The organism is Litoribacter populi, from assembly GCF_007483685.1.
GTDB lineage: Bacteria > Bacteroidota > Bacteroidia > Cytophagales > Cyclobacteriaceae > Litoribacter > Litoribacter populi.
Window position 1 is genome coordinate 3,087,257 of the sequence record NZ_VMKN01000001.1, and the last position, 16,876, is coordinate 3,104,132.

General features: G+C 45.1%; 17 protein-coding genes and 1 other RNA gene. 10 read left to right on the plus strand and 8 right to left on the minus strand.

Annotation, left to right across the window (positions count from 1 at the left end; genetic code table 11):
• The first annotated feature begins 92 nt into the window (after positions 1-92).
• Positions 93-323 (plus strand): hypothetical protein, encoded by a 231-nt coding sequence (locus tag FPL27_RS13400; RefSeq protein ID WP_143961571.1) that lies wholly within the window; start codon positions 93-95, stop codon positions 321-323.
• A gap of 4 nt (positions 324-327) precedes the next feature.
• Here the strand turns inward: FPL27_RS13400 and FPL27_RS13405 are convergent, their stop codons facing one another.
• Positions 328-612, minus strand: coding sequence for a hypothetical protein (locus FPL27_RS13405; RefSeq protein WP_143961572.1), 285 nt, complete (start codon positions 610-612; stop codon positions 328-330).
• A gap of 122 nt (positions 613-734) precedes the next feature.
• On the opposite strand from FPL27_RS13405, the gene ffs reads away from it, so the two are divergent.
• Both ffs and fsa read left to right on the plus strand, forming a co-directional pair.
• An RNA gene (ffs, locus tag FPL27_RS13410) (signal recognition particle sRNA small type) lies at positions 735-825 on the plus strand.
• Positions 826-1,439: 614 nt separating this feature from the next.
• A complete protein-coding gene (gene fsa, locus FPL27_RS13415) occupies positions 1,440-2,099 on the plus strand; it encodes a fructose-6-phosphate aldolase (RefSeq protein WP_143961573.1) in 660 nt (219 codons plus the stop codon).
• Positions 2,100-2,317: 218 nt separating this feature from the next.
• On the opposite strand, the gene FPL27_RS19835 is transcribed toward fsa, so the two are convergent.
• The gene (locus tag FPL27_RS19835; protein WP_185974375.1) at positions 2,318-2,494 is read right to left on the minus strand and encodes a hypothetical protein; all 177 of its coding nucleotides are present in this window, start codon (positions 2,492-2,494) and stop codon (positions 2,318-2,320) included.
• A gap of 173 nt (positions 2,495-2,667) precedes the next feature.
• Here FPL27_RS19835 and FPL27_RS13420 point away from each other — a divergent pair, with 173 nt between their 5' ends.
• The 3 genes from FPL27_RS13420 to FPL27_RS13430 all read left to right on the plus strand — a co-directional run bounded on the left by FPL27_RS13420 (position 2,668) and on the right by FPL27_RS13430 (position 5,386).
• A complete protein-coding gene (locus FPL27_RS13420; protein WP_143961574.1) occupies positions 2,668-2,871 on the plus strand; it encodes a fructose-6-phosphate aldolase in 204 nt (67 codons plus the stop codon).
• A gap of 2 nt (positions 2,872-2,873) precedes the next feature.
• Positions 2,874-3,581, plus strand: a complete 708-nt coding sequence (locus tag FPL27_RS13425) for a cell division ATP-binding protein FtsE (RefSeq protein ID WP_143961575.1) — start codon at positions 2,874-2,876, stop codon at positions 3,579-3,581.
• Positions 3,582-3,970: 389 nt separating this feature from the next.
• A complete protein-coding gene (locus tag FPL27_RS13430; protein ID WP_143961576.1) occupies positions 3,971-5,386 on the plus strand; it encodes a S41 family peptidase in 1,416 nt (471 codons plus the stop codon).
• Positions 5,387-5,483: 97 nt separating this feature from the next.
• Here FPL27_RS13430 and FPL27_RS13435 read toward each other — a convergent pair whose 3' ends face one another.
• Entirely contained in the window at positions 5,484-5,912 is a 429-nt protein-coding gene (locus tag FPL27_RS13435; RefSeq protein WP_143961577.1) for a hypothetical protein, read from the minus strand.
• A 167-nt stretch (positions 5,913-6,079) separates the two neighbouring features.
• Here FPL27_RS13435 and FPL27_RS13440 point away from each other — a divergent pair, with 167 nt between their 5' ends.
• Positions 6,080-6,352 carry a hypothetical protein gene (locus FPL27_RS13440; protein WP_143961578.1) on the plus strand — a complete coding sequence of 91 codons (273 nt, stop codon included), beginning with the start codon at positions 6,080-6,082 and terminating at the stop codon, positions 6,350-6,352.
• Positions 6,353-6,711: 359 nt separating this feature from the next.
• On the opposite strand, the gene FPL27_RS13445 is transcribed toward FPL27_RS13440, so the two are convergent.
• Positions 6,712-8,205, minus strand: coding sequence for a BCCT family transporter (locus tag FPL27_RS13445; RefSeq protein WP_235893438.1), 1,494 nt, complete (start codon positions 8,203-8,205; stop codon positions 6,712-6,714).
• Positions 8,206-8,350: 145 nt separating this feature from the next.
• Here FPL27_RS13445 and FPL27_RS13450 point away from each other — a divergent pair, with 145 nt between their 5' ends.
• Positions 8,351-8,740 (plus strand): PRC-barrel domain-containing protein, encoded by a 390-nt coding sequence (locus FPL27_RS13450; RefSeq protein WP_143961579.1) that lies wholly within the window; start codon positions 8,351-8,353, stop codon positions 8,738-8,740.
• Between the two features lie 509 nt (positions 8,741-9,249).
• Here the strand turns inward: FPL27_RS13450 and FPL27_RS13455 are convergent.
• Positions 9,250-9,615 carry a hypothetical protein gene (locus FPL27_RS13455; protein WP_143961580.1) on the minus strand — a complete coding sequence of 122 codons (366 nt, stop codon included), beginning with the start codon at positions 9,613-9,615 and terminating at the stop codon, positions 9,250-9,252.
• Positions 9,612-10,241 carry an RNA polymerase sigma factor gene (locus tag FPL27_RS13460; protein ID WP_143961581.1) on the minus strand — a complete coding sequence of 210 codons (630 nt, stop codon included), beginning with the start codon at positions 10,239-10,241 and terminating at the stop codon, positions 9,612-9,614. The genes FPL27_RS13455 and FPL27_RS13460 overlap by 4 nt, the downstream gene beginning before the upstream one ends.
• An 11-nt stretch (positions 10,242-10,252) precedes the next feature.
• On the opposite strand from FPL27_RS13460, the gene FPL27_RS13465 reads away from it, so the two are divergent.
• Positions 10,253-10,720, plus strand: coding sequence for a DUF6249 domain-containing protein (locus FPL27_RS13465; RefSeq protein ID WP_143961582.1), 468 nt, complete (start codon positions 10,253-10,255; stop codon positions 10,718-10,720).
• Positions 10,721-11,179: 459 nt separating this feature from the next.
• On the opposite strand, the gene FPL27_RS13470 is transcribed toward FPL27_RS13465, so the two are convergent.
• Together FPL27_RS13470 and FPL27_RS13475 are read right to left on the minus strand one after the other, a co-directional pair.
• The gene (locus FPL27_RS13470; protein ID WP_143961583.1) at positions 11,180-14,122 is read right to left on the minus strand and encodes an FAD-binding and (Fe-S)-binding domain-containing protein; all 2,943 of its coding nucleotides are present in this window, start codon (positions 14,120-14,122) and stop codon (positions 11,180-11,182) included.
• A gap of 544 nt (positions 14,123-14,666) precedes the next feature.
• The gene (locus FPL27_RS13475; RefSeq protein WP_143961584.1) at positions 14,667-15,356 is read right to left on the minus strand and encodes a hypothetical protein; all 690 of its coding nucleotides are present in this window, start codon (positions 15,354-15,356) and stop codon (positions 14,667-14,669) included.
• A 487-nt stretch (positions 15,357-15,843) separates the two neighbouring features.
• Here FPL27_RS13475 and FPL27_RS13480 point away from each other — a divergent pair, with 487 nt between their 5' ends.
• On the plus strand, positions 15,844-16,833 hold the full coding sequence (locus FPL27_RS13480) for an IS110 family RNA-guided transposase (protein ID WP_143959665.1): 990 nt from the start codon (positions 15,844-15,846) through the stop codon (positions 16,831-16,833).
• Positions 16,834-16,876 lie beyond the last annotated feature (43 nt).

The window sequence follows — 16,876 nt, forward strand, 5'->3', positions numbered from 1 at the left end:
GTCTGATTTAAAAACATATGAACAATAGTTAAGGCAAATGTAGAAAACCTTTTAAATTTACTGAAATTATTTACATAAAAAAACAAAATAAAATGTCACAACCACTTTCCCAGTACTTTAAGAGAAGTTTTGACGATTATAAGGTCTTGGTAAAAGTCAATCCTGGCGATTGGACAGGCACCGAACTCATCATCCACCCTGACGGCAAGGTAGAAAAAACCGAAATGGAGTTTGATGATGAAGTGCTTGAGGATTTAGCTGAGGATGAATTTGAGGCTTGTAGTCCTTTAGAATTCAACCTTCATTTAAAAGGCCTGGCTTGAATACCTAGTTCTGTGGAGGTTGATTCTCCCGTTGCCACATGGGGGTGATTTCTCTTTCTTCCACATCGGTCAATTCAGCATTCACAAAGGTGGCCAGCACATAAAAGCGTTCATCTCTTTGCACCCTGTATATCTTGGTGTCGCCATCAAGTTTACTGATGACAGCTTGGGGGTTTCTGCGCAGGAACTGGTTTTCGGACATGCCCAGTCTAAATTCATCACGTTGGGCGAAGATGGCACAGGAGGTCATCAGGGTGACAAAGCTGAGAAGAATGAGTAGATTTTTCATATTAACATAACTAACAATTTTTTTGCCACTTTTTTGGCCTTGATTTATAATACGTTAGTTGGAAGCCTGAAGTTATTTTCGCCCTATGGTTTGGAATAGAAGCCTTTTTACCTACCTTTGTACTCAAGCGGCACGACCAGCTCCCGCTCAATCCCCCAGGTCCGGAAGGAAGCAAGGGTAGGCGGTCGTAGCGGTGCGATGCCGCTTACTTTTTTGTTTAAAGTTTAATCGGCCTGCGGCCTGGATTAAAGGTTTAAGTGGGCTCCCCAACTTCATTATTCATCATTCGGCCTTCATTATTCATCATTCTTTTTTATTGTACTAAGTACCAGGTACTATGTACCAAGTATTTCTAGGACAATGGTTTTCTTCAGCCCTTTAACCTTATTCTCAGTTCCTTCCTTCGTACTTCGTACCTCGTATTTCGTACTTACCTATTCCATGTACCAAGTATTTCTAGGACAATGGTTTTCTTCAGCCCTTTAAGCCTTATTCCCAGCTCCTTCCTTCGTACTTCGCACCTCGTATTTCGTACTTACGGATGGTTAAAAAACATCAAGCGACGTCAAAAAAAATGCAATCGGCAGCCTTCATCCCTAAACCTCTAACCCTCCCGCCGCGCGTCAGCGCCGGGAAATAACCCTCTAAACCAACCAGTCATCCCATGGCGAAGCTCCTTAATCTTTTAATCCGTTAATCCCTTAAACAGTCCCGAAGCGCATATAACGCAGTTATGCGCTTCGGGACGTTAAACCCTTAAACCACCACAGCATTTCTAACAAAAACTCACTACCTTTACGGCCTTAACTCAAAAACATTTCGAATACATGAAATTCTTTATTGACACCGCTAATTTGGACGAAATCCGTGAAGCCTATGACTTGGGCGTTTTGGATGGCGTAACTACCAACCCTTCCTTGATGGCCAAAGAAGGCATCACCGGAGATGATAACGTAAGAAACCACTACAAGGCGATTTGCGATATCGTAGATGACAAAGTGAGCGCAGAAGTGATCGCTACCGAATTCGACAAAATCATCGCGGAAGGCACGGAACTGGCCAAGATTGACGACAAAATTGTCGTCAAAGTCCCTATGATCAAGGACGGTGTCAAGGCACTAAAATATTTCAAAAGCGAAGGTATCCGTACCAACTGTACCCTCGTGTTTTCTGCAGGTCAGGCAATCCTTGCCGCCAAAGCAGGCGCAACTTATCTTTCTCCATTCATCGGAAGATTGGATGACATTTCATATGACGGCCTTGAGCTGATCCAGCAGATTGTTCATATCTACCAAACACAAGGATACGGAACAGAAGTATTGGCTGCCTCTATCAGACATACCATGCACTTGGTAAAATGTGCTGAAATCGGAGCTGACGTGGTTACTTGCCCACTCAAAGTTATCACCGGTTTGTTGAAGCACCCTTTGACTGATTCCGGTTTGGCAACATTCCTTGCCGATCACGCAAAGGCAGCAGGAAAGTAAGAAGTACGAGGTACGAAGTACGAGGTACGAAGTACGAGGTACGAAGTACGAGGTACGAAGTACGAGGTACGAAGTACGAGGTACGAAGTACGAGGTTGGAAGTACGAAGAAAAGTGAGAAGTGAGAAGTAAAAAGTTAGAAGTGGGATCGCTTACTCTCACTTTTCACCTCTCACTTCTTACCTTTTACCTTCTCATCCTTCGTATTTCGTACTTAATTTACCTCTCTCCTCTCCGATCTTTTCGTCGATCGGTTTCATTAGCAGGTTTTGAGGACTTGTTCAAATTTTCATCAGGCCTTCCTTCATCGGCCATTTTTTTCTTTTTCTGATAGCCAATCCATATGAATATGGCAAGGATTAGCAATACGAAGAAAATAATCAGTTCTAAGCCCATAATCTTGTAGGTTTAAGGTTAATATAATTTAACAATTATATGAGCGGGTTGTTTGGCATGGTATATTCTTAAAAACCTTGACAATTGAACCGTAGGAGTTCTTTTTAATTAAAAAATTTTTATACCACTCCCTTTTGTTTAAATTTCGAAACTATTATACCTAATCTTAATCCATGTATATTATTAAAGTAAAAGGCAAGGCCAAGATTCCTGACTACATCCAGATCCGGGATGAGAACTTTGTGTTGGTGGCATATTTCCGCGCCGACCGGCCTCTAAAGAACATGGAGAAGTTTGGCTGGGAAGGTAAAGAAGAGGCCTTGGAAGAATTGATCAAAGAGTTGCCATTTGGCAAACTCCAAAAACTTGAGCTTTAAGCATGTTTAACAGCGACCCCATAGTAAGCGCAAAAGATGCCTGCATTTTTCAGGGAATTAATGCTATCCTGCAGGATGTGAATTTTAGCATTGAAAAATACGAATTTGTGTTTCTAATAGGCCGTACAGGCAGCGGCAAGAGCTCCTTGCTCAAAACGCTGTATGCCGACCTTCCTCTTCAGATGGGCCAAGCACAGGTGGCCGGGTACGATGTAGAGAAAATTAAGACTAAGGACATCCCCTATTTGCGTCGTAAGATCGGGATCGTCTTTCAGGATTTTCAGCTTTTCACAGACAGAAGTGTCTCTGACAACCTTATGTTTGTCATGAAGGCAACTGGCTGGAAAGACAAGGCCAAGATGAAAACCCGGATGGCCGAAGTGCTAATGCGGGTAGGTTTGGGAGGAGCAGCCTCTAAGATGCCTCACCAGCTTTCTGGTGGCGAGCAACAGAGAGTGGTAATCGCACGGGCATTGCTGAACGAGCCGAACATACTGCTTGCCGATGAGCCTACAGGTAATCTTGATCCTGAAGTGGCAGACGGCATTTTCCAGCTCTTTCAGGACATCAACAAACAGGGCACCGCCATCCTGATGGCCACCCACAACCATGAGTTGCTAAAGAAACATCCCTATAGGGTCCTCAAATGCGATAAAGGCAAGGTACTGGATAGTAAGACTTCGGATTTTAATCTTAGCACGTCTCTCTGAGACAATACTCGGTTTAGGAGTTTATTTCCCGGCGCTGACGCGCAGCGGGAGGCTTAGAGGTTTAGCGCGAGGCGACGCGGGGATTTACGTTTGGGGAGGCAAAGCCTCCATTTCCTCCGTCCCGAGGCGAAGCCTCGGGACAACCAAGCATTCACGTCAAGGTGACCATCAATACCTTAAATAAAACGAATGGCAACCTTCATCTCTAAACTCCTAACCCTTGCCGCAGGCAAAATAACCTTCTAAACTAATCCCCACCTTCCGTCTTTTTTTTATGGTTTTCAGACTTTTTTTCTTATTTTTCTGACTACAATGAACAGTTTGGCAAGAAATAGGATTATAAAAATAAAGCATAAACTGTTTCTACTTTACCCCAATATAATTTCAGTATGAAAAAGAAACCAATTGCCCTAAAACATTTCTTTTTTCTACCCCTAATGGCCGTGCTGATGCTAGCCTCGTGTAGAGAAGAGGAAAAACCTGTGGTGCAGGACGACCCGCCGGTAGAGGAAAACCCTAACATCAAAATCAATCAATGGACTCAAGAGGTAATGGAGGAAGTTTATTATTGGTTAGAAAATTTACAACCAGCCATAAGTATTGAGTCGGACCCAAAACTTTATTTCGATACTTTGCTGTATAAACCCACAGATCGTCATTCTGCTATATATGAAAGCACTCAAGAGCTTCAAGATGGCCTAGGAGGCGTAGCAACGGAGGCAGGCTATGAATTTGCTCTTTATACAACCAATACACCAGAGCAAGTAATAGCTGAAGTTATTTATATTAAAAAGAACAGCCCCGCTATGGGAAAAGACTTGCAAAGAGGTGATGTTATTGCGGGAATTAATGGTCAAGAAATAAGTCGCTCTAATTATAGAAATTTACTTCGAGATATGAGAAATCCCCATACTATATCCTATTTTAGATATGATAATGAGGAAGATAGATTTATTCAGAAACCAGATCTTCAAATGGAGGTTGCAAGGGTTGAAGAAAATCCAAATTTCATGGATACAGTTTTCACAGTTAATAATGATAAAATAGGTTATTTCGTTTATCATTTTTTCGCACCAAATCCTAATCCACAGAATGACCGAGAAAGTACTGTCTATGATTCTTATATGGATGAAATATTTGGAAGGTTCAAAACGGCAGGAATTAACCATCTAATAATTGATTTCCGGTACAATGGTGGTGGCTATGTTAGTAGTGCTGTAAATTTAGCTAGCTTAATTGGCACTGGGGTTACTTCTAATGATGTGTTTTCAAAAACAAAATATAATAGCTTTATTATGAGTTTTCCAGCATACCAAAATGATCAAAGAAAATTTATTAATAAAGCAGAAAATATTGGACCCCAACTATTTGCCAACAGAGTTTATATTTTAACTAGTCGCCGAACAGCTTCAGCGAGTGAATTAGTTATTAATAGTTTAAGGCCTTATATGGAAGTAATTATAATTGGAGAACAAACTGTTGGTAAAAATGTTGGTTCTATTGTTATTGATGATGAAGACAATCATAATTATGCCTTAATGCCAATAATCTCTCAAAGCTTTAACAGCCTTGACCAATCCGATTATGCAAATGGCTTTGAGCCAAATGTTAAGGTTTCAGAGGGAGAAGAAAGGTTGTTACCATTTGGCAATAGAGATGAAATCCTCCTTCGAACTGCAATTCAACAAATCACTGGCCTTTCAACCAACGCAAGATATGAGAAGCTGAACAGGTTGGATGTTGGCAGCTCACTGGATTATAAAATTCGTCAAGGAAAAATGATCGATTACATGGATTTTTATTAAAAAAATATAACATGTAGTTGTATCATAAAATTATCTTAACCTCGTTCTAAAAGATAGGGTTAAGATAATTTTAAACTTATATACAATATTTTTTTGTTTAGAAATTCACAATTATATTTTGATCAACATATTTAAATGTTCTAACCCACTCAGGACGATGTATATCCCTTCCTACTATTTCCAAAGTATATTGTATAACTATCTGTCTTAAAGCAGTCTGATATGTAATATTAGAAATAGATACTTCCAAAAAACTGGATATCAACATCCCTTGTCTCTGAATATTTTGGATAAATGGGTCTAATTCTAATGACGGGACTGCAGTTATAAAACCAAACTCATTTAAGTATACACTTACCCCATAATGGACACCAATTGTAGTGGATAGAATATCAGGAGGAAGATCTGGCTGGGTAAAAATTTCGGATTTTAAACCACCACTTGTTTTAAATTCATCTTGTTGTGCAATACAATAAGATGAATTTAAAAACAAAATAAAAACTAGCAAATAAATAGATTTTTCCATCTTTTTTAGGTTATATTAGAAATATTTAAGTTGTTAAACTACATTTTTTTTTGACTTTCCCAAGATTACGTGGAAAAACCTTGAAAAATGGAAATATTAGTAGTTGCACCTACTGTATTACCAATTTTAAGTAATACATATCTGATTCTATCGATAATTGAGCATTAATGCCTACAATATTCAAAAGTTTCTGCAGCGAGTATGGAAATGGCTTCCTACCTGATATTGAGGTAAGCGAAGGTGGTGAGATTTTCCGTCAGTTCGGCGATGTTAATGAAGTAATGCTTCGTACCGCCATCACGGCAATCACCGGCACCTCCCCAGCCGGCAGACAGCAGTTTGAAAAACTTAACCGCCGTGAAATTGCCAACACGGTTGAATTCAAAGTTCGCCATGGCGTAATGATCGACGAGTTCAATCCGATAAAAGAATTGAAGTAAGTTTATGGCTCCTGCGGAGCGTTTAAGGTTTAAAGTTTAAGAGCCGTTCCAGGATTGGGGCGGCTTTTTTTCTTTTGAAACTTCTCGGCAAATCAAATTTTTAGCCACGAAGACACGGGCCCTAAGTTTAATTCCTTCGTGTCTTTGGGCCTTTGCGGCCAATTTTAAAATAATTAGTTCACAACGTCGAAGAGTTCAAAAAGAAGTCGCACTAAGGAATTCGGTTCTTTGTGCGACTTTTTTTGAACGTGATCTATTCCCCCTTTGAAGGGGGTTAGGGGGATGTCTAGATGTAAATAAATTCATTTATCACATCCCCCCTGCCCCTCCCGAACCGCTCCGCTTATCGGAACAGGCTTTCAAAGGGGGAGTTGTTCTCGTCTTAACCGCTTTACCAAAAAATACCCCATCATCCCCAGAAACAAAAAGCTAAACGGCAGAGCAAATAAGATTAACAGATTGCCCACTGCATTTAGAAGTTCCTCCTTACCCAGCAGGATGATGGCCACCGTGACGGCCACCAGGACTATGGCCCAGAAAATCCGCAAGGACTTTTTCGGTTCCTCCCGACCCTGATCCGTAAACATGCCCAAGACAAAAATGGCCGAATCCACTGAGGTTACCAGAAAGGTGCATACCAAAAACAGGGACACCCATCCCGTCAATTCTGAAAGGGGCAAAAACCCGAAAAACCTGAAAATGGCCGTGTAGAGGGAATCGAATTCATCTCCCTGCAACTGCCCATTTCCCAAAAGCTGAAAAGCAGAGCTTCCAAATACCGAAAACCAGAGGAAGGTGCCCAGTGAAGGTATCAACAATGCGCCCAAAATAAACCCCCGTATAGATCGCCCCTTGCTGATTCTGGCGATAAATACCCCGGTAAACGGCGCCCAGGCCAACCAAAACGCCCAATAGAAATACGTCCAGTTTTTGAGAAAAGGCCTTCCAACTTTATATTCCCCCATATTCAAACTCATGTGAAAGAACCCTTTTAGATATTCATAAAGGGAAGTAAAAAGATTACTAAAAATTAAGGGCACATCTCCCACCACAAGGGTAAAAAGCATAAGGAGAAGGGCAATGCCTATATTTAAATTTGAGATTACCCGAATACCTTTGCTCACCCCTAAATAGGCTGAAATTCCAGCCACAACTCCTATAATCAGTACCACCCATGCGGCCGACTGGGCGGCAAAAGGCGCAATTCCTCCCATAAACGCCATTCCCTCCAGCACCTGTCTGCTCCCCAGCCCCAGGGCAGCCACCACTCCCAGCATGGTACTGATCACAGTCACGCTATCAATGGGTGCGGTAAAAACCGGTTTTTGAAACCTCTCCCCTAAAATGGAAGAACTTAATATAGTTTTCTTTTCACTAAAAAGCTGGTAACCCACAATGAGCCCAAACATTGTATAAAATCCCCAGGGTGTGAGGCCCCAGTGAAAAAAGGTATATTGAAGTGAGAAAACCTCAAGTGAATAATCAACTTCGCGGGCTGGATGTTGGAAATAAAATGCCGGTTCCTGCACTGCCCTGAGCAGCAGCCCCGCCCCCATCCCCGTGCTGTACATCATGGCTATCCAGGAAAACCAGGAGTATGCGGGTTTATCGGAACCAAACCTTACTTTCCCCAAGGGCGAAAAAGCCAATATCAGGAGAACCAGAACGGTGAGCAAACCCAAGACAAGATAAAATCCCCCAAACCATGTAAGAACAACCTCTGTGCTGGCACCCAACATCTTTTGCAGTTCCTCACGCTGAAACCCAGCAAGCAAAAGGAACACAGTGCATATAAGCCCGCTCAGCAAGAGGGTGGGATTGGATAGAAGTCTGGATGGTAGGTTTTTTATCAAAAGTTTTAAAGGTTATGATGTTGGATGTCCGATGACCGATGACGGATGTCGGATGACGGATGTCCGAATAATGGTTAAACAATTAAAGTGCTGACCTGTTCTATAGACAACTTTAACTATTATAAACCACAAACCAAAAAAATTCATGGACACTTCAAATCCAAACCCAAAAGTGATGGTTTCTAGTTCGAATGTAGTAGGCACCGATGTGAGAAACTTGCAGGACGAAAGCGTAGGGTCAATTGACCATATGATGTTTTACAGTGAAACCGGGGAGGTAGCTTATGCTGTCCTGAAGGTGAACACTGGCTTTTTGAACATGGATAGTAAGTATTTTGCCATTCCATGGAGAGCACTTTCCTTTACCAGAGCTTCAAGTTCCGGTGAGGATGTAATCACCCTGGACGTAGACAAAGACAAACTTGAAAACGCCCCGGGTTACGATACCGACAATCCCCCAATGGGTCCGCAAACGGAGTTCGTCAACGAAATCCACCACTACTACGGTGTGGAAAGAACCCAACACAGAATGTAATTCCCAAAGCCTCCGAGATCCGGGGGCATTTTTAGTATCGGAGTTGTCCGCTTCGCTGTTGTCCGCCCCGTGGGTCGGCTGCGCCTTCCAGGGACTGTTGTCGGGGTTGTCATTGTTCTATTTTCGCGCCCAGCAGGAAATTATTTACGGGCGGGATGGAGGCTGCCGGATCCAATCTTCATCCACTTCACTATTCCCACCACGGAGGGCAAGCATCATTCAGTGTTCATCATTCATTATTTAATTCCTCATTCCTAATTCTCCATTACCTCGTTGTTGTCCGCTTCGCTGTTGTCCGTCCCGTGGGTCGGCTGCGCCTTCCCGGGACTGTTGTCGTGGTTGTCGTTGTTCTAGTTCCGCGCCCAGCAGGAAATTTTATTTACGGCTGCACACTGCATAGAACAATGACAACCCTGACAATCCAGGGCCGCGGGACCGAGACAACAATCCCGAAGCTTCGCTTTGGGAGGACAACCCTGCCGGCCTTGCGTTGGCAGGCGGGCACGAAACTACTTCACATACCCTTTATTCCTCCCCTCAATCCAAATCAACACCCAAAACGCCATACAGACAGCCATAAAAGCAATCGGGATCACGGGATCTATTGATAGGAAGTCAAGGCTGGGAAGGCTGATTTTTAGAGAATCTAATTTCCAGGTTAGCTGACTGGATAATAATATATAGGTAAGGCCTCCTCCAAAAATCACCACTAGCATAAAGACAATCCAGTTCGGCATATTCACAGATTTTACTTTCACCGCTACCGGCTGCTGCTGTTCCAGGATTTTGGTCATGACGGCACCTGATAGGTCTTTTTGAAGGCTATCCGTCTCCTTGAAATATCTTTTCAGTTCCTCCTCTTGCAAATTCCTCATAATGTCCTCAATTCATTTTGTAAAATCCCCCTCAAGGCTGATTCCAATTTTTTCCTAGCCCTATGGAGCTTGACCTTGACAGCATTAACGTTACTGTCCATGATGATGGCTATTTCGGGCAACTGTTGTTCGTGCATATAAAACAGCGTAACCACCAACTGATCATCCTGCCCGAGGCATTCAATGGCCTGATCAATGAACTTTCGCCTATCTTTCCACTCCAAATCCTTCCAATCCACGGTCAACTCCTCCCCATTTTGCTCCATCACCCAGCTCCTCTCATTTTCTACCCGCCTGTTGAGTTGAGCCAATCGGTTTAAGGCCAAATTATGGGCGATGGCATAAATCCAGGTAGAAAACTTGGACTCCCCTTTGAAGAAAGGGAGTTTTTGGTACACCTTCAGGAAAACATCCTGGGTAACCTCTTCTGCCTCTTCCTGTGTCCGGATAATCTTAAAGGCTATCTGATATACATACGATTGAAAATCCTTCACCAACAGACCAAACCCTTCCAGCCTTCCGGCCTGGATTTCCTGTTTTAAATGAAGGACGTGTTCATGATCGTATTTTTGCACCATTGTATCCTTAGACAATGCCTGTAAGCATGAGGTTACAATTTTTATCATGAAAATAAAACATGATCAAAATTTTTAAAAAAACCGCTTTTCCCTGTAACCTTACCTTGATCAGCTTGGTCAAAGCTAACAAAACTAACCTAAAAATTATGGAAGCAGCATTAGTATTTATCTCGGCCTTTGCCACTATTTTCGGAATCCTTTTTTACTATTTCAAAACCAGAAATGCCGAAAGGCTTGCACTGATCCAAGCCGGAGCAGATGCATCCTTATTTACCTCTCCGCATAGAAAAAGGAGGAATGGGTACTTTATAGTGATGATGTTTGGATTGGTCTTTATAGCGATTGGTTTGGGTATATGGGCGGGATATTTCATCGAGTCTCAGATGCTCAATACCTACCTTGAAAGAAATCCTGATTACAAGTTCAACAAAGACTTCCCCCAGGCTTACTTCATCGCCATCTTTACCTTTGCAGGTACAGCATTGATTGCGTCGTATTTGTTGGATAGGAAGTTGAATAAGGAGTAAAAAGTTGTCATTGTTGTCGGTCCCGTGGGTCGGCTGCGCCTCCCGGGACTGTTGTCGGGGTTGTCATTGTTCTATTTTCGCGCCCAGCAGGAAATTATTTACGGGCGGGATGAAGGCTGCCGGATCCTTCATCCTTTCCTGCAATTCACTTCATTATTCGGCGTTCGGCGTTCATCATTCATTATTTCCACCACGGCGGGCAAGCATTATTAATTCATCATTACCTCGTGGTTGTCCGCTGCGCTGTTGTCCGTCCCGTGGGTCGGCTGCGCCTCCCGGGACTGTTGTCGGGGTTGTCATTGTTCTATTTTCGCGCCCAGACGACAACAACGACAACTGAGGTCCGCAGGGCCGGGACAACAGCCCCGAACAGCGAAGCGCTTTCGGGACGGACAACCACGTATTTACTTACCCCACGCCAACTTCGTACTTCCAACTTCGTCCCTCGTACTTCCAAACCTATCCTCTATACGCATCCCACAGGACCTCAATCGGGTGCAGGGCCTGGCGGCCCGTGCCATCTGCGATCTGGTGGCGGCAGCTGGTGCCGGGGGCGGCGATGATGGTTTCTTGGTCCGCTTCACGAACCGCGGGGAACAGCACCATCTCCCCGATCTGCATGCTCAGCTCATAATGCTCTTTCTCATATCCAAAGGACCCCGCCATACCGCAACATCCGGACGGAATGGTTTCCACCACATAGTTCTGAGGTAGAGATAAAAGTTTGTGACTCCAACTCACCGCCGAAAGCGCTTTTTGGTGACAATGGCCATGGAGTTTGATGGTTTTTGGCTCCGAGGTAAAATCCTCCGCACGGATATTTCCCGCCACGATCTCCCTGCCGATAAACTCATCCAGCATCAGCGTATGGAATTTAAGCTTCTTGGCATCCTCCACCAGACTTTTGTCTACCAACCGTGGATACTCATCTCTGAAACTCAATATTGCGGACGGCTCAATCCCCACCAAAGGATGTTCACCATCCACCAATTTGCCAAACACCCGCACATTGGCATCCGCATGCTTTTTGGCCTTTTCAAGCAGACCTTTCGATAAAGCCGACCGCCCAGATTCTTCGTGTTCGGGCAAGATAATTTCATAGCCCAGCTTTTTGAGCAACTGCACAGCCTTGATGCCAATCTCGGTATCGTTGTAATTGGTAAATTCGTCGGCAAACAAGTATATGGTCTTGATTACTTTTTCTTTTCCCGGCAGGGAGGAATAGTTCTTCTTAAACCAAGACCTCAAACTCACCTTGCTTATGGCCGGCAGCTCCCGCTGTTCGGCCACACCCAAAATAGATTTCAATGCTTTCCCTGTAAATTTGTTGCCCAGGAAAAAATTAGAAACCCCAGCAATTTTACCTCCCAGGTTGTTCAGGGTGGCAATGTTGGCAAAGGCCTTTGACCTAAGCGGAATACCGTGGGTTTTGTGGTATTGGTGCAGAAACTCTGCTTTCATCGAGGCCATGTCCACGTTGGAAGGGCACTCTGCTGTGCAGCCCTTACAGGAAAGGCAGAGGTCAAGCGCTTCCTTGATCTCAGGATGATCAAAAGGATTGGGTTGCTGGTCCTTGGTCAGAAACTCCCGTAAAACATTTGCTCTGCCACGGGTGGTGTCTTTTTCATTTCTGGTGGCCTGGTAGCTGGGACACATGGTGCCGCCAGAAGTTGGAAGTTTACGGCAGTCTCCCGAGCCGTTGCATTTTTCTGCCATCCTTAGTATTCCCCCAACAGCACTGAAGTCCATCAAGGTATCCTGTTCCGGAGTCACCATGTCCTCCTCGTAGCGTAGGGAGGTGTTCATCGGTGCGGCATCGACGATCTTGCCGGGGTTGAAAATCCCGGATGGGTCCCAGGTGGCTTTTATCCTGCGGAAAAGCTGGTAGTTCTCCTCTCCCACCATCATGGGGATAAATGGAGCCCGAACGCGTCCGTCTCCATGCTCACCACTTAGCGAGCCGTTGTATTTTTTAACCAGTTCGGCCGAGGCCTTGGAGATCTTGTAAAACTCCTCCCGGTCCTCTTTTTTCTTCAAATCCAAAATAGGCCGCAAATGGATCTCCCCTGCACCTGCGTGTGCATAGTGCACGGGTTCCTGTTTGAAAGTCACCATGGTGCGGTCAAATTCATCTATATAATCCGCCAGGTCCACAATATCCACCGCGGTATCCTCCACACAGGCCACCGCTTTTCTGTCCCCGGGGATGTTGGCCAAAAGCCCCAGCCCCGCACTTCTCAAGGCCCAGGCACTGGCAGTCAGGTCAGGCTCGATGATGGGATAGGCATAGCCGAGGCCAGCAGCCTTCAGGTCTTCCACCAAGGCCTTTCCTTTTCCCAATGCTTCCTCCAAACTCTGCCCCCGGAACTCTATCATCAGCAGCGCCATGGGGTCGCCTTCTACAAAATATCTGTTTTTGCTGTATTCAATACTTTCCTTGGTACAGTCCAATATGATCTTATCCATCAATTCCACCGCGGTGGCCGGATGCTTCATGGCCACCTGGGAAGCCTTCATGCTTAGCGTAATGCTCTCAAAATGGGCCGCCACCACAATATCCACCGGCTCCGGCAAGGGATCAAGGCTGATCTTGATCTCTGTCGTAAAAGCCAAGGTTCCCTCCGAGCCTGCCAGCAGTTTGCAGAAGTTGAAAGACTGTCCTGTTTCATCGAAAACTTCGGTTTCCATCAGATAGTCCAAAGCATACCCCGTGTTTCTTCTATGGATGGACTTTTTGGGAAAATGCCTGTTGATGTTTTCCCGGTTTTTGGGATCGGAAAGCTCCATTTTCACCTGTCGGTAAAGCTCCCCTTCTAAACCTGGAATCGTGCATTTTTCATCAAACTCTTTCTTACTGACCTGACCAAAAACTGTCGGGTTGCCATCGCTTAGCAACACCTTGAGTTCAACCACCTTTTCCCTGGTGGTACCATAAACGATGGAGGTGGTCCCGGAAGAATTGTTGCCCACCATCCCGCCGATCATGGCTCTGTTTGCCGTGGAAGTGACGGGGCTGAAAAACAGTCCGTGGGGTCTCAGAAAGCGGTTGAGTTCGTCCCTGACCACCCCGGGCTGCACACGCACCCATTTTTCCTCAAGGTTGAATTCCAGGATTTGGGTGAAATGTTTGGATACATCCACCACAATCCCGTTGCCCACACATTGCCCTGCCAGGGAAGTTCCTGCTGTGCGGGGAATGAGGGAGGTTTGGTAGGCATTGGCAAAATCTATCAGGAGTTGAATGTCCTGCTCGGTTTTGGGAAAGGCCACGGCCAGGGGCATCTCGCGGTAAACGGAGGCATCGGTGGCGTAAAGGGTCTTGGAGAGGGAATCGAATTTCAGCTCCCCCTGCATACGGGCAGCCAGTTTTTCCAGATTGGGTACTAGGTTTGATGAACTCATGTCCAAAATTAACCAATATCGTTGGACCTAGGGTCACTAGTTTCAGGGAAATTTTGAGTTGCGTGGTTGTCAGGGTTGTCCGTCCCGTGGGTCGGCTGCGCCTTTCTGGGACTGTTGTCGGGGTTGTCATTGTTCTATTCTGTGTGCAGCCACGGAAGGGATGGGGGTTAATTGACGGTGGTTGTCCGCTGCGCTGTTGTCCGTCCCGTGGGTCGGCTGCGCCTTCCTGGGACTGTTGTCGGGGTTGTCATTGTTCTAATCTGTGTGCAGCCACGGGCGGGATGCGGGTTAATTGATGGAGTTGTCCGCTGCGCTGTTGTCCGTCCCGTGGGTCGGCTGCGCCTCCCGGGACTGTTGTCGGGGTTGTCATTGTTCTATTTAGTGTGCAGCCACGGAAGGGATGAGGGTGGAGTTCGGCAGCCTTCATCCCCGCCCGTAAATAATCCCCTGCTGGGCGCGAAAATAGAACAATGACAACAACGACAACCTAGTCCGCCCTGGCGGACGGGACAACAGCCCCGAAGCAAAGCTTCGGGGCGGACAACTAATTTGTCACCCTCACCTTCACCGAATCATAATACAGCTCAGTGATGCCCTCAAAACCAGAGTCGGTACCGAAGATCAACCAGAGCGTGCCATCATCATCCGTGTTTACACGCAGCGGGCGGTTGGAGTTTTCGCGGGTGATGAGGGTGTAGGTGAACTCCTCACTTTCGATCCCTACTGTGCCGATGCCAAACATGTCGGCACCGTCTGCTGACTGGTTGCCTTTGTCGAGGTTCATCTGGAGGTAGCCATCGGCGTTAGGTTCGGCCATGGGTTCGTAATTGACTGCGCCGGCTTTTAGGAAAACGGATCCTCCGGGGCTGCCTCCTATCCCGAAGGACTCTTCGGGGTACTGGCTCGCGAGTTCGATCTCAAAAGTCACCTCATACTGGGTGTTGGGTTGCAGACCGTCGATCTGGCGTTTGAAAAACATAAAAAGATCATCACTCCTGTTGTGGCCCTGAATGAAAAGGGCACTACCTTGTCGACCGACCTCCTCAGGCAAGGGACGGTGGCCGTAATCGAGTTCGAAGATATCCTGCCCCTCGGTGGGTAGGTCGGAGAAACCTCCCTGCCAGCCTTCCATGTCCTGTTCGAAAGTATAACTAAGCTCCATCCTTTCCTCCCCTTCCGGCAAAGGTGTCTCCGTGCACCCTGTAGCGGCGATTAGCATAAATAATCCGATCATAATTTTCATGTTTCATTGTGTCCTTTTGGAAAGTGTATCAAAAACTGGGCAGGAAATTGGGGTAGAAAGTAGATTCCCGGTGCGGGCGCACGGCGGGAGGGTTAGAAGGTTAGGGATGAAGGCGTCCGGAAGTACGAAGTACGAAATACGAGGGACGAAGTAAATCACGGGGGTAGAAAGTAGATTCCCGGTGCTGGCCTCCCGTCATACTAAGTTAGAGGTCAGAAAAGTGTTGGTAAATTATCAGAATATTATTTGGTTTGCCTAGTAAGCAGGGCGCTGCTACCAGGTAAAAGCAGAAGGATTAAGAACCGTACCCGTCATTCGTCATTAAAGACTCTTCGCAATGCTGTTCCCTTCTGCTGCTTTTTACCGAAATCAGGACAATTCATTAGGTCAATGAACCTGTTTTAAGTATAGATTGATACGGTAAAAGTCCTCCTGATAGCAACAACCCCATTTGGATCACCGTAAAGTTAACAAGTTTATGCCAAAACCTATACATGTATTTATAGGAGTCGATATCTCAAAGGATAATTTTGATTTTTATTTTAAACCAACTGATGGAAAAGCACTTAAGGGAAAAGTAGTCAACAACGCCGAAGGCTTTCTAGAGTTTTTCTTGAAGTTACCAGAGAATTCTTGGGTGGTTATGGAAGCTTCAGGTCCTTACTATTACCAGCTGGCAAGTTTTCTTTATGACAAAGGAGTGAAGTTGTCCGTCATCAACCCACTGGTTATTAAGAGATTTACCCAGATGCAGCTGAAAAGGACAAAAACCGATAGCGCAGACGCTCACAGCATCGCCACCTATGGAGGTTTGATGGACATTAAACCATGGGAACCATTAAAAGAGTGTTATATGGAGATCAAGCAGTGGTATGTATATAGAAAACAGCTTTTAAAACACCAGCATGCAATCCTGATGAAATTGGAAGCTTTTATAGCCACCGGTTCGGTTAATAAACTCATTAGAAAATCTATGGAGGAGGAGCTTCTAAGGGTGGAAGAAAACATCAAGGATGCTGACAAACAGATGAATATGTTAATAGAAAAGGAAAACGGTGCATTAAAAAAGCAACTGGAGTCCGTACCAGGTATAGGCCCCAAAACAAGTTTACTACTGATAGTAGCTCTAAGGGGATTTGACAGTTTTGAAACCTACAAACAGGTCATATCGTACCTGGGCCTTTCTCCACGAATTTATGAGTCGGGAACTTCTGTGAAGGGAAAAGCAAAGATATGCAAGATGGGCATGGCAGAGGTACGGAAATGTCTCTATATGGCAGCAAGAGCAGCCAAAATACATAATAACACTTGTAAGGACCTTTACCTAAGGCTAAGGGCAAAAGGAAAAGCTCACAGAGTGGCCATGATTGCTGTAGTGAATAAGCTAATCAAGCAGGCATTTGCCATTGCCAAATCAGGTATTGCATATGACAAAAGCTATTCAAACTTCAATGCTGTAGCGAAATAAAATTTGGACTCAAAACTTGACATTTAACACAATTCATTGCGAA

What these genes read in the sequence shown, in the direction of transcription:
- FPL27_RS13460 (WP_143961581.1), bottom strand. Translation starts at nt 10,241, where the DNA reads ATGATAAAAATTGTAACCTCATGCTTACAGGCATTGTCTAAGGATACA.
- FPL27_RS13475 (WP_143961584.1), bottom strand. Translation starts at nt 15,356, where the DNA reads ATGATCGGATTATTTATGCTAATCGCCGCTACAGGGTGCACGGAGACA.
- FPL27_RS13430 (WP_143961576.1), top strand. Translation starts at nt 3,971, where the DNA reads ATGAAAAAGAAACCAATTGCCCTAAAACATTTCTTTTTTCTACCCCTA.
- FPL27_RS13480 (WP_143959665.1), top strand. Translation starts at nt 15,844, where the DNA reads ATGCCAAAACCTATACATGTATTTATAGGAGTCGATATCTCAAAGGAT.
- FPL27_RS13400 (WP_143961571.1), top strand. Translation starts at nt 93, where the DNA reads ATGTCACAACCACTTTCCCAGTACTTTAAGAGAAGTTTTGACGATTAT.
- fsa (WP_143961573.1), top strand. Translation starts at nt 1,440, where the DNA reads ATGAAATTCTTTATTGACACCGCTAATTTGGACGAAATCCGTGAAGCC.
- FPL27_RS13420 (WP_143961574.1), top strand. Translation starts at nt 2,668, where the DNA reads ATGTATATTATTAAAGTAAAAGGCAAGGCCAAGATTCCTGACTACATC.
- FPL27_RS13465 (WP_143961582.1), top strand. Translation starts at nt 10,253, where the DNA reads ATGATCAAAATTTTTAAAAAAACCGCTTTTCCCTGTAACCTTACCTTG.
- FPL27_RS13455 (WP_143961580.1), bottom strand. Translation starts at nt 9,615, where the DNA reads ATGAGGAATTTGCAAGAGGAGGAACTGAAAAGATATTTCAAGGAGACG.
- FPL27_RS13405 (WP_143961572.1), bottom strand. Translation starts at nt 612, where the DNA reads ATGAAAAATCTACTCATTCTTCTCAGCTTTGTCACCCTGATGACCTCC.
- FPL27_RS19835 (WP_185974375.1), bottom strand. Translation starts at nt 2,494, where the DNA reads ATGGGCTTAGAACTGATTATTTTCTTCGTATTGCTAATCCTTGCCATA.
- FPL27_RS13425 (WP_143961575.1), top strand. Translation starts at nt 2,874, where the DNA reads ATGTTTAACAGCGACCCCATAGTAAGCGCAAAAGATGCCTGCATTTTT.
- FPL27_RS13440 (WP_143961578.1), top strand. Translation starts at nt 6,080, where the DNA reads ATGCCTACAATATTCAAAAGTTTCTGCAGCGAGTATGGAAATGGCTTC.
- FPL27_RS13450 (WP_143961579.1), top strand. Translation starts at nt 8,351, where the DNA reads ATGGACACTTCAAATCCAAACCCAAAAGTGATGGTTTCTAGTTCGAAT.
- FPL27_RS13435 (WP_143961577.1), bottom strand. Translation starts at nt 5,912, where the DNA reads ATGGAAAAATCTATTTATTTGCTAGTTTTTATTTTGTTTTTAAATTCA.
- FPL27_RS13470 (WP_143961583.1), bottom strand. Translation starts at nt 14,122, where the DNA reads ATGAGTTCATCAAACCTAGTACCCAATCTGGAAAAACTGGCTGCCCGT.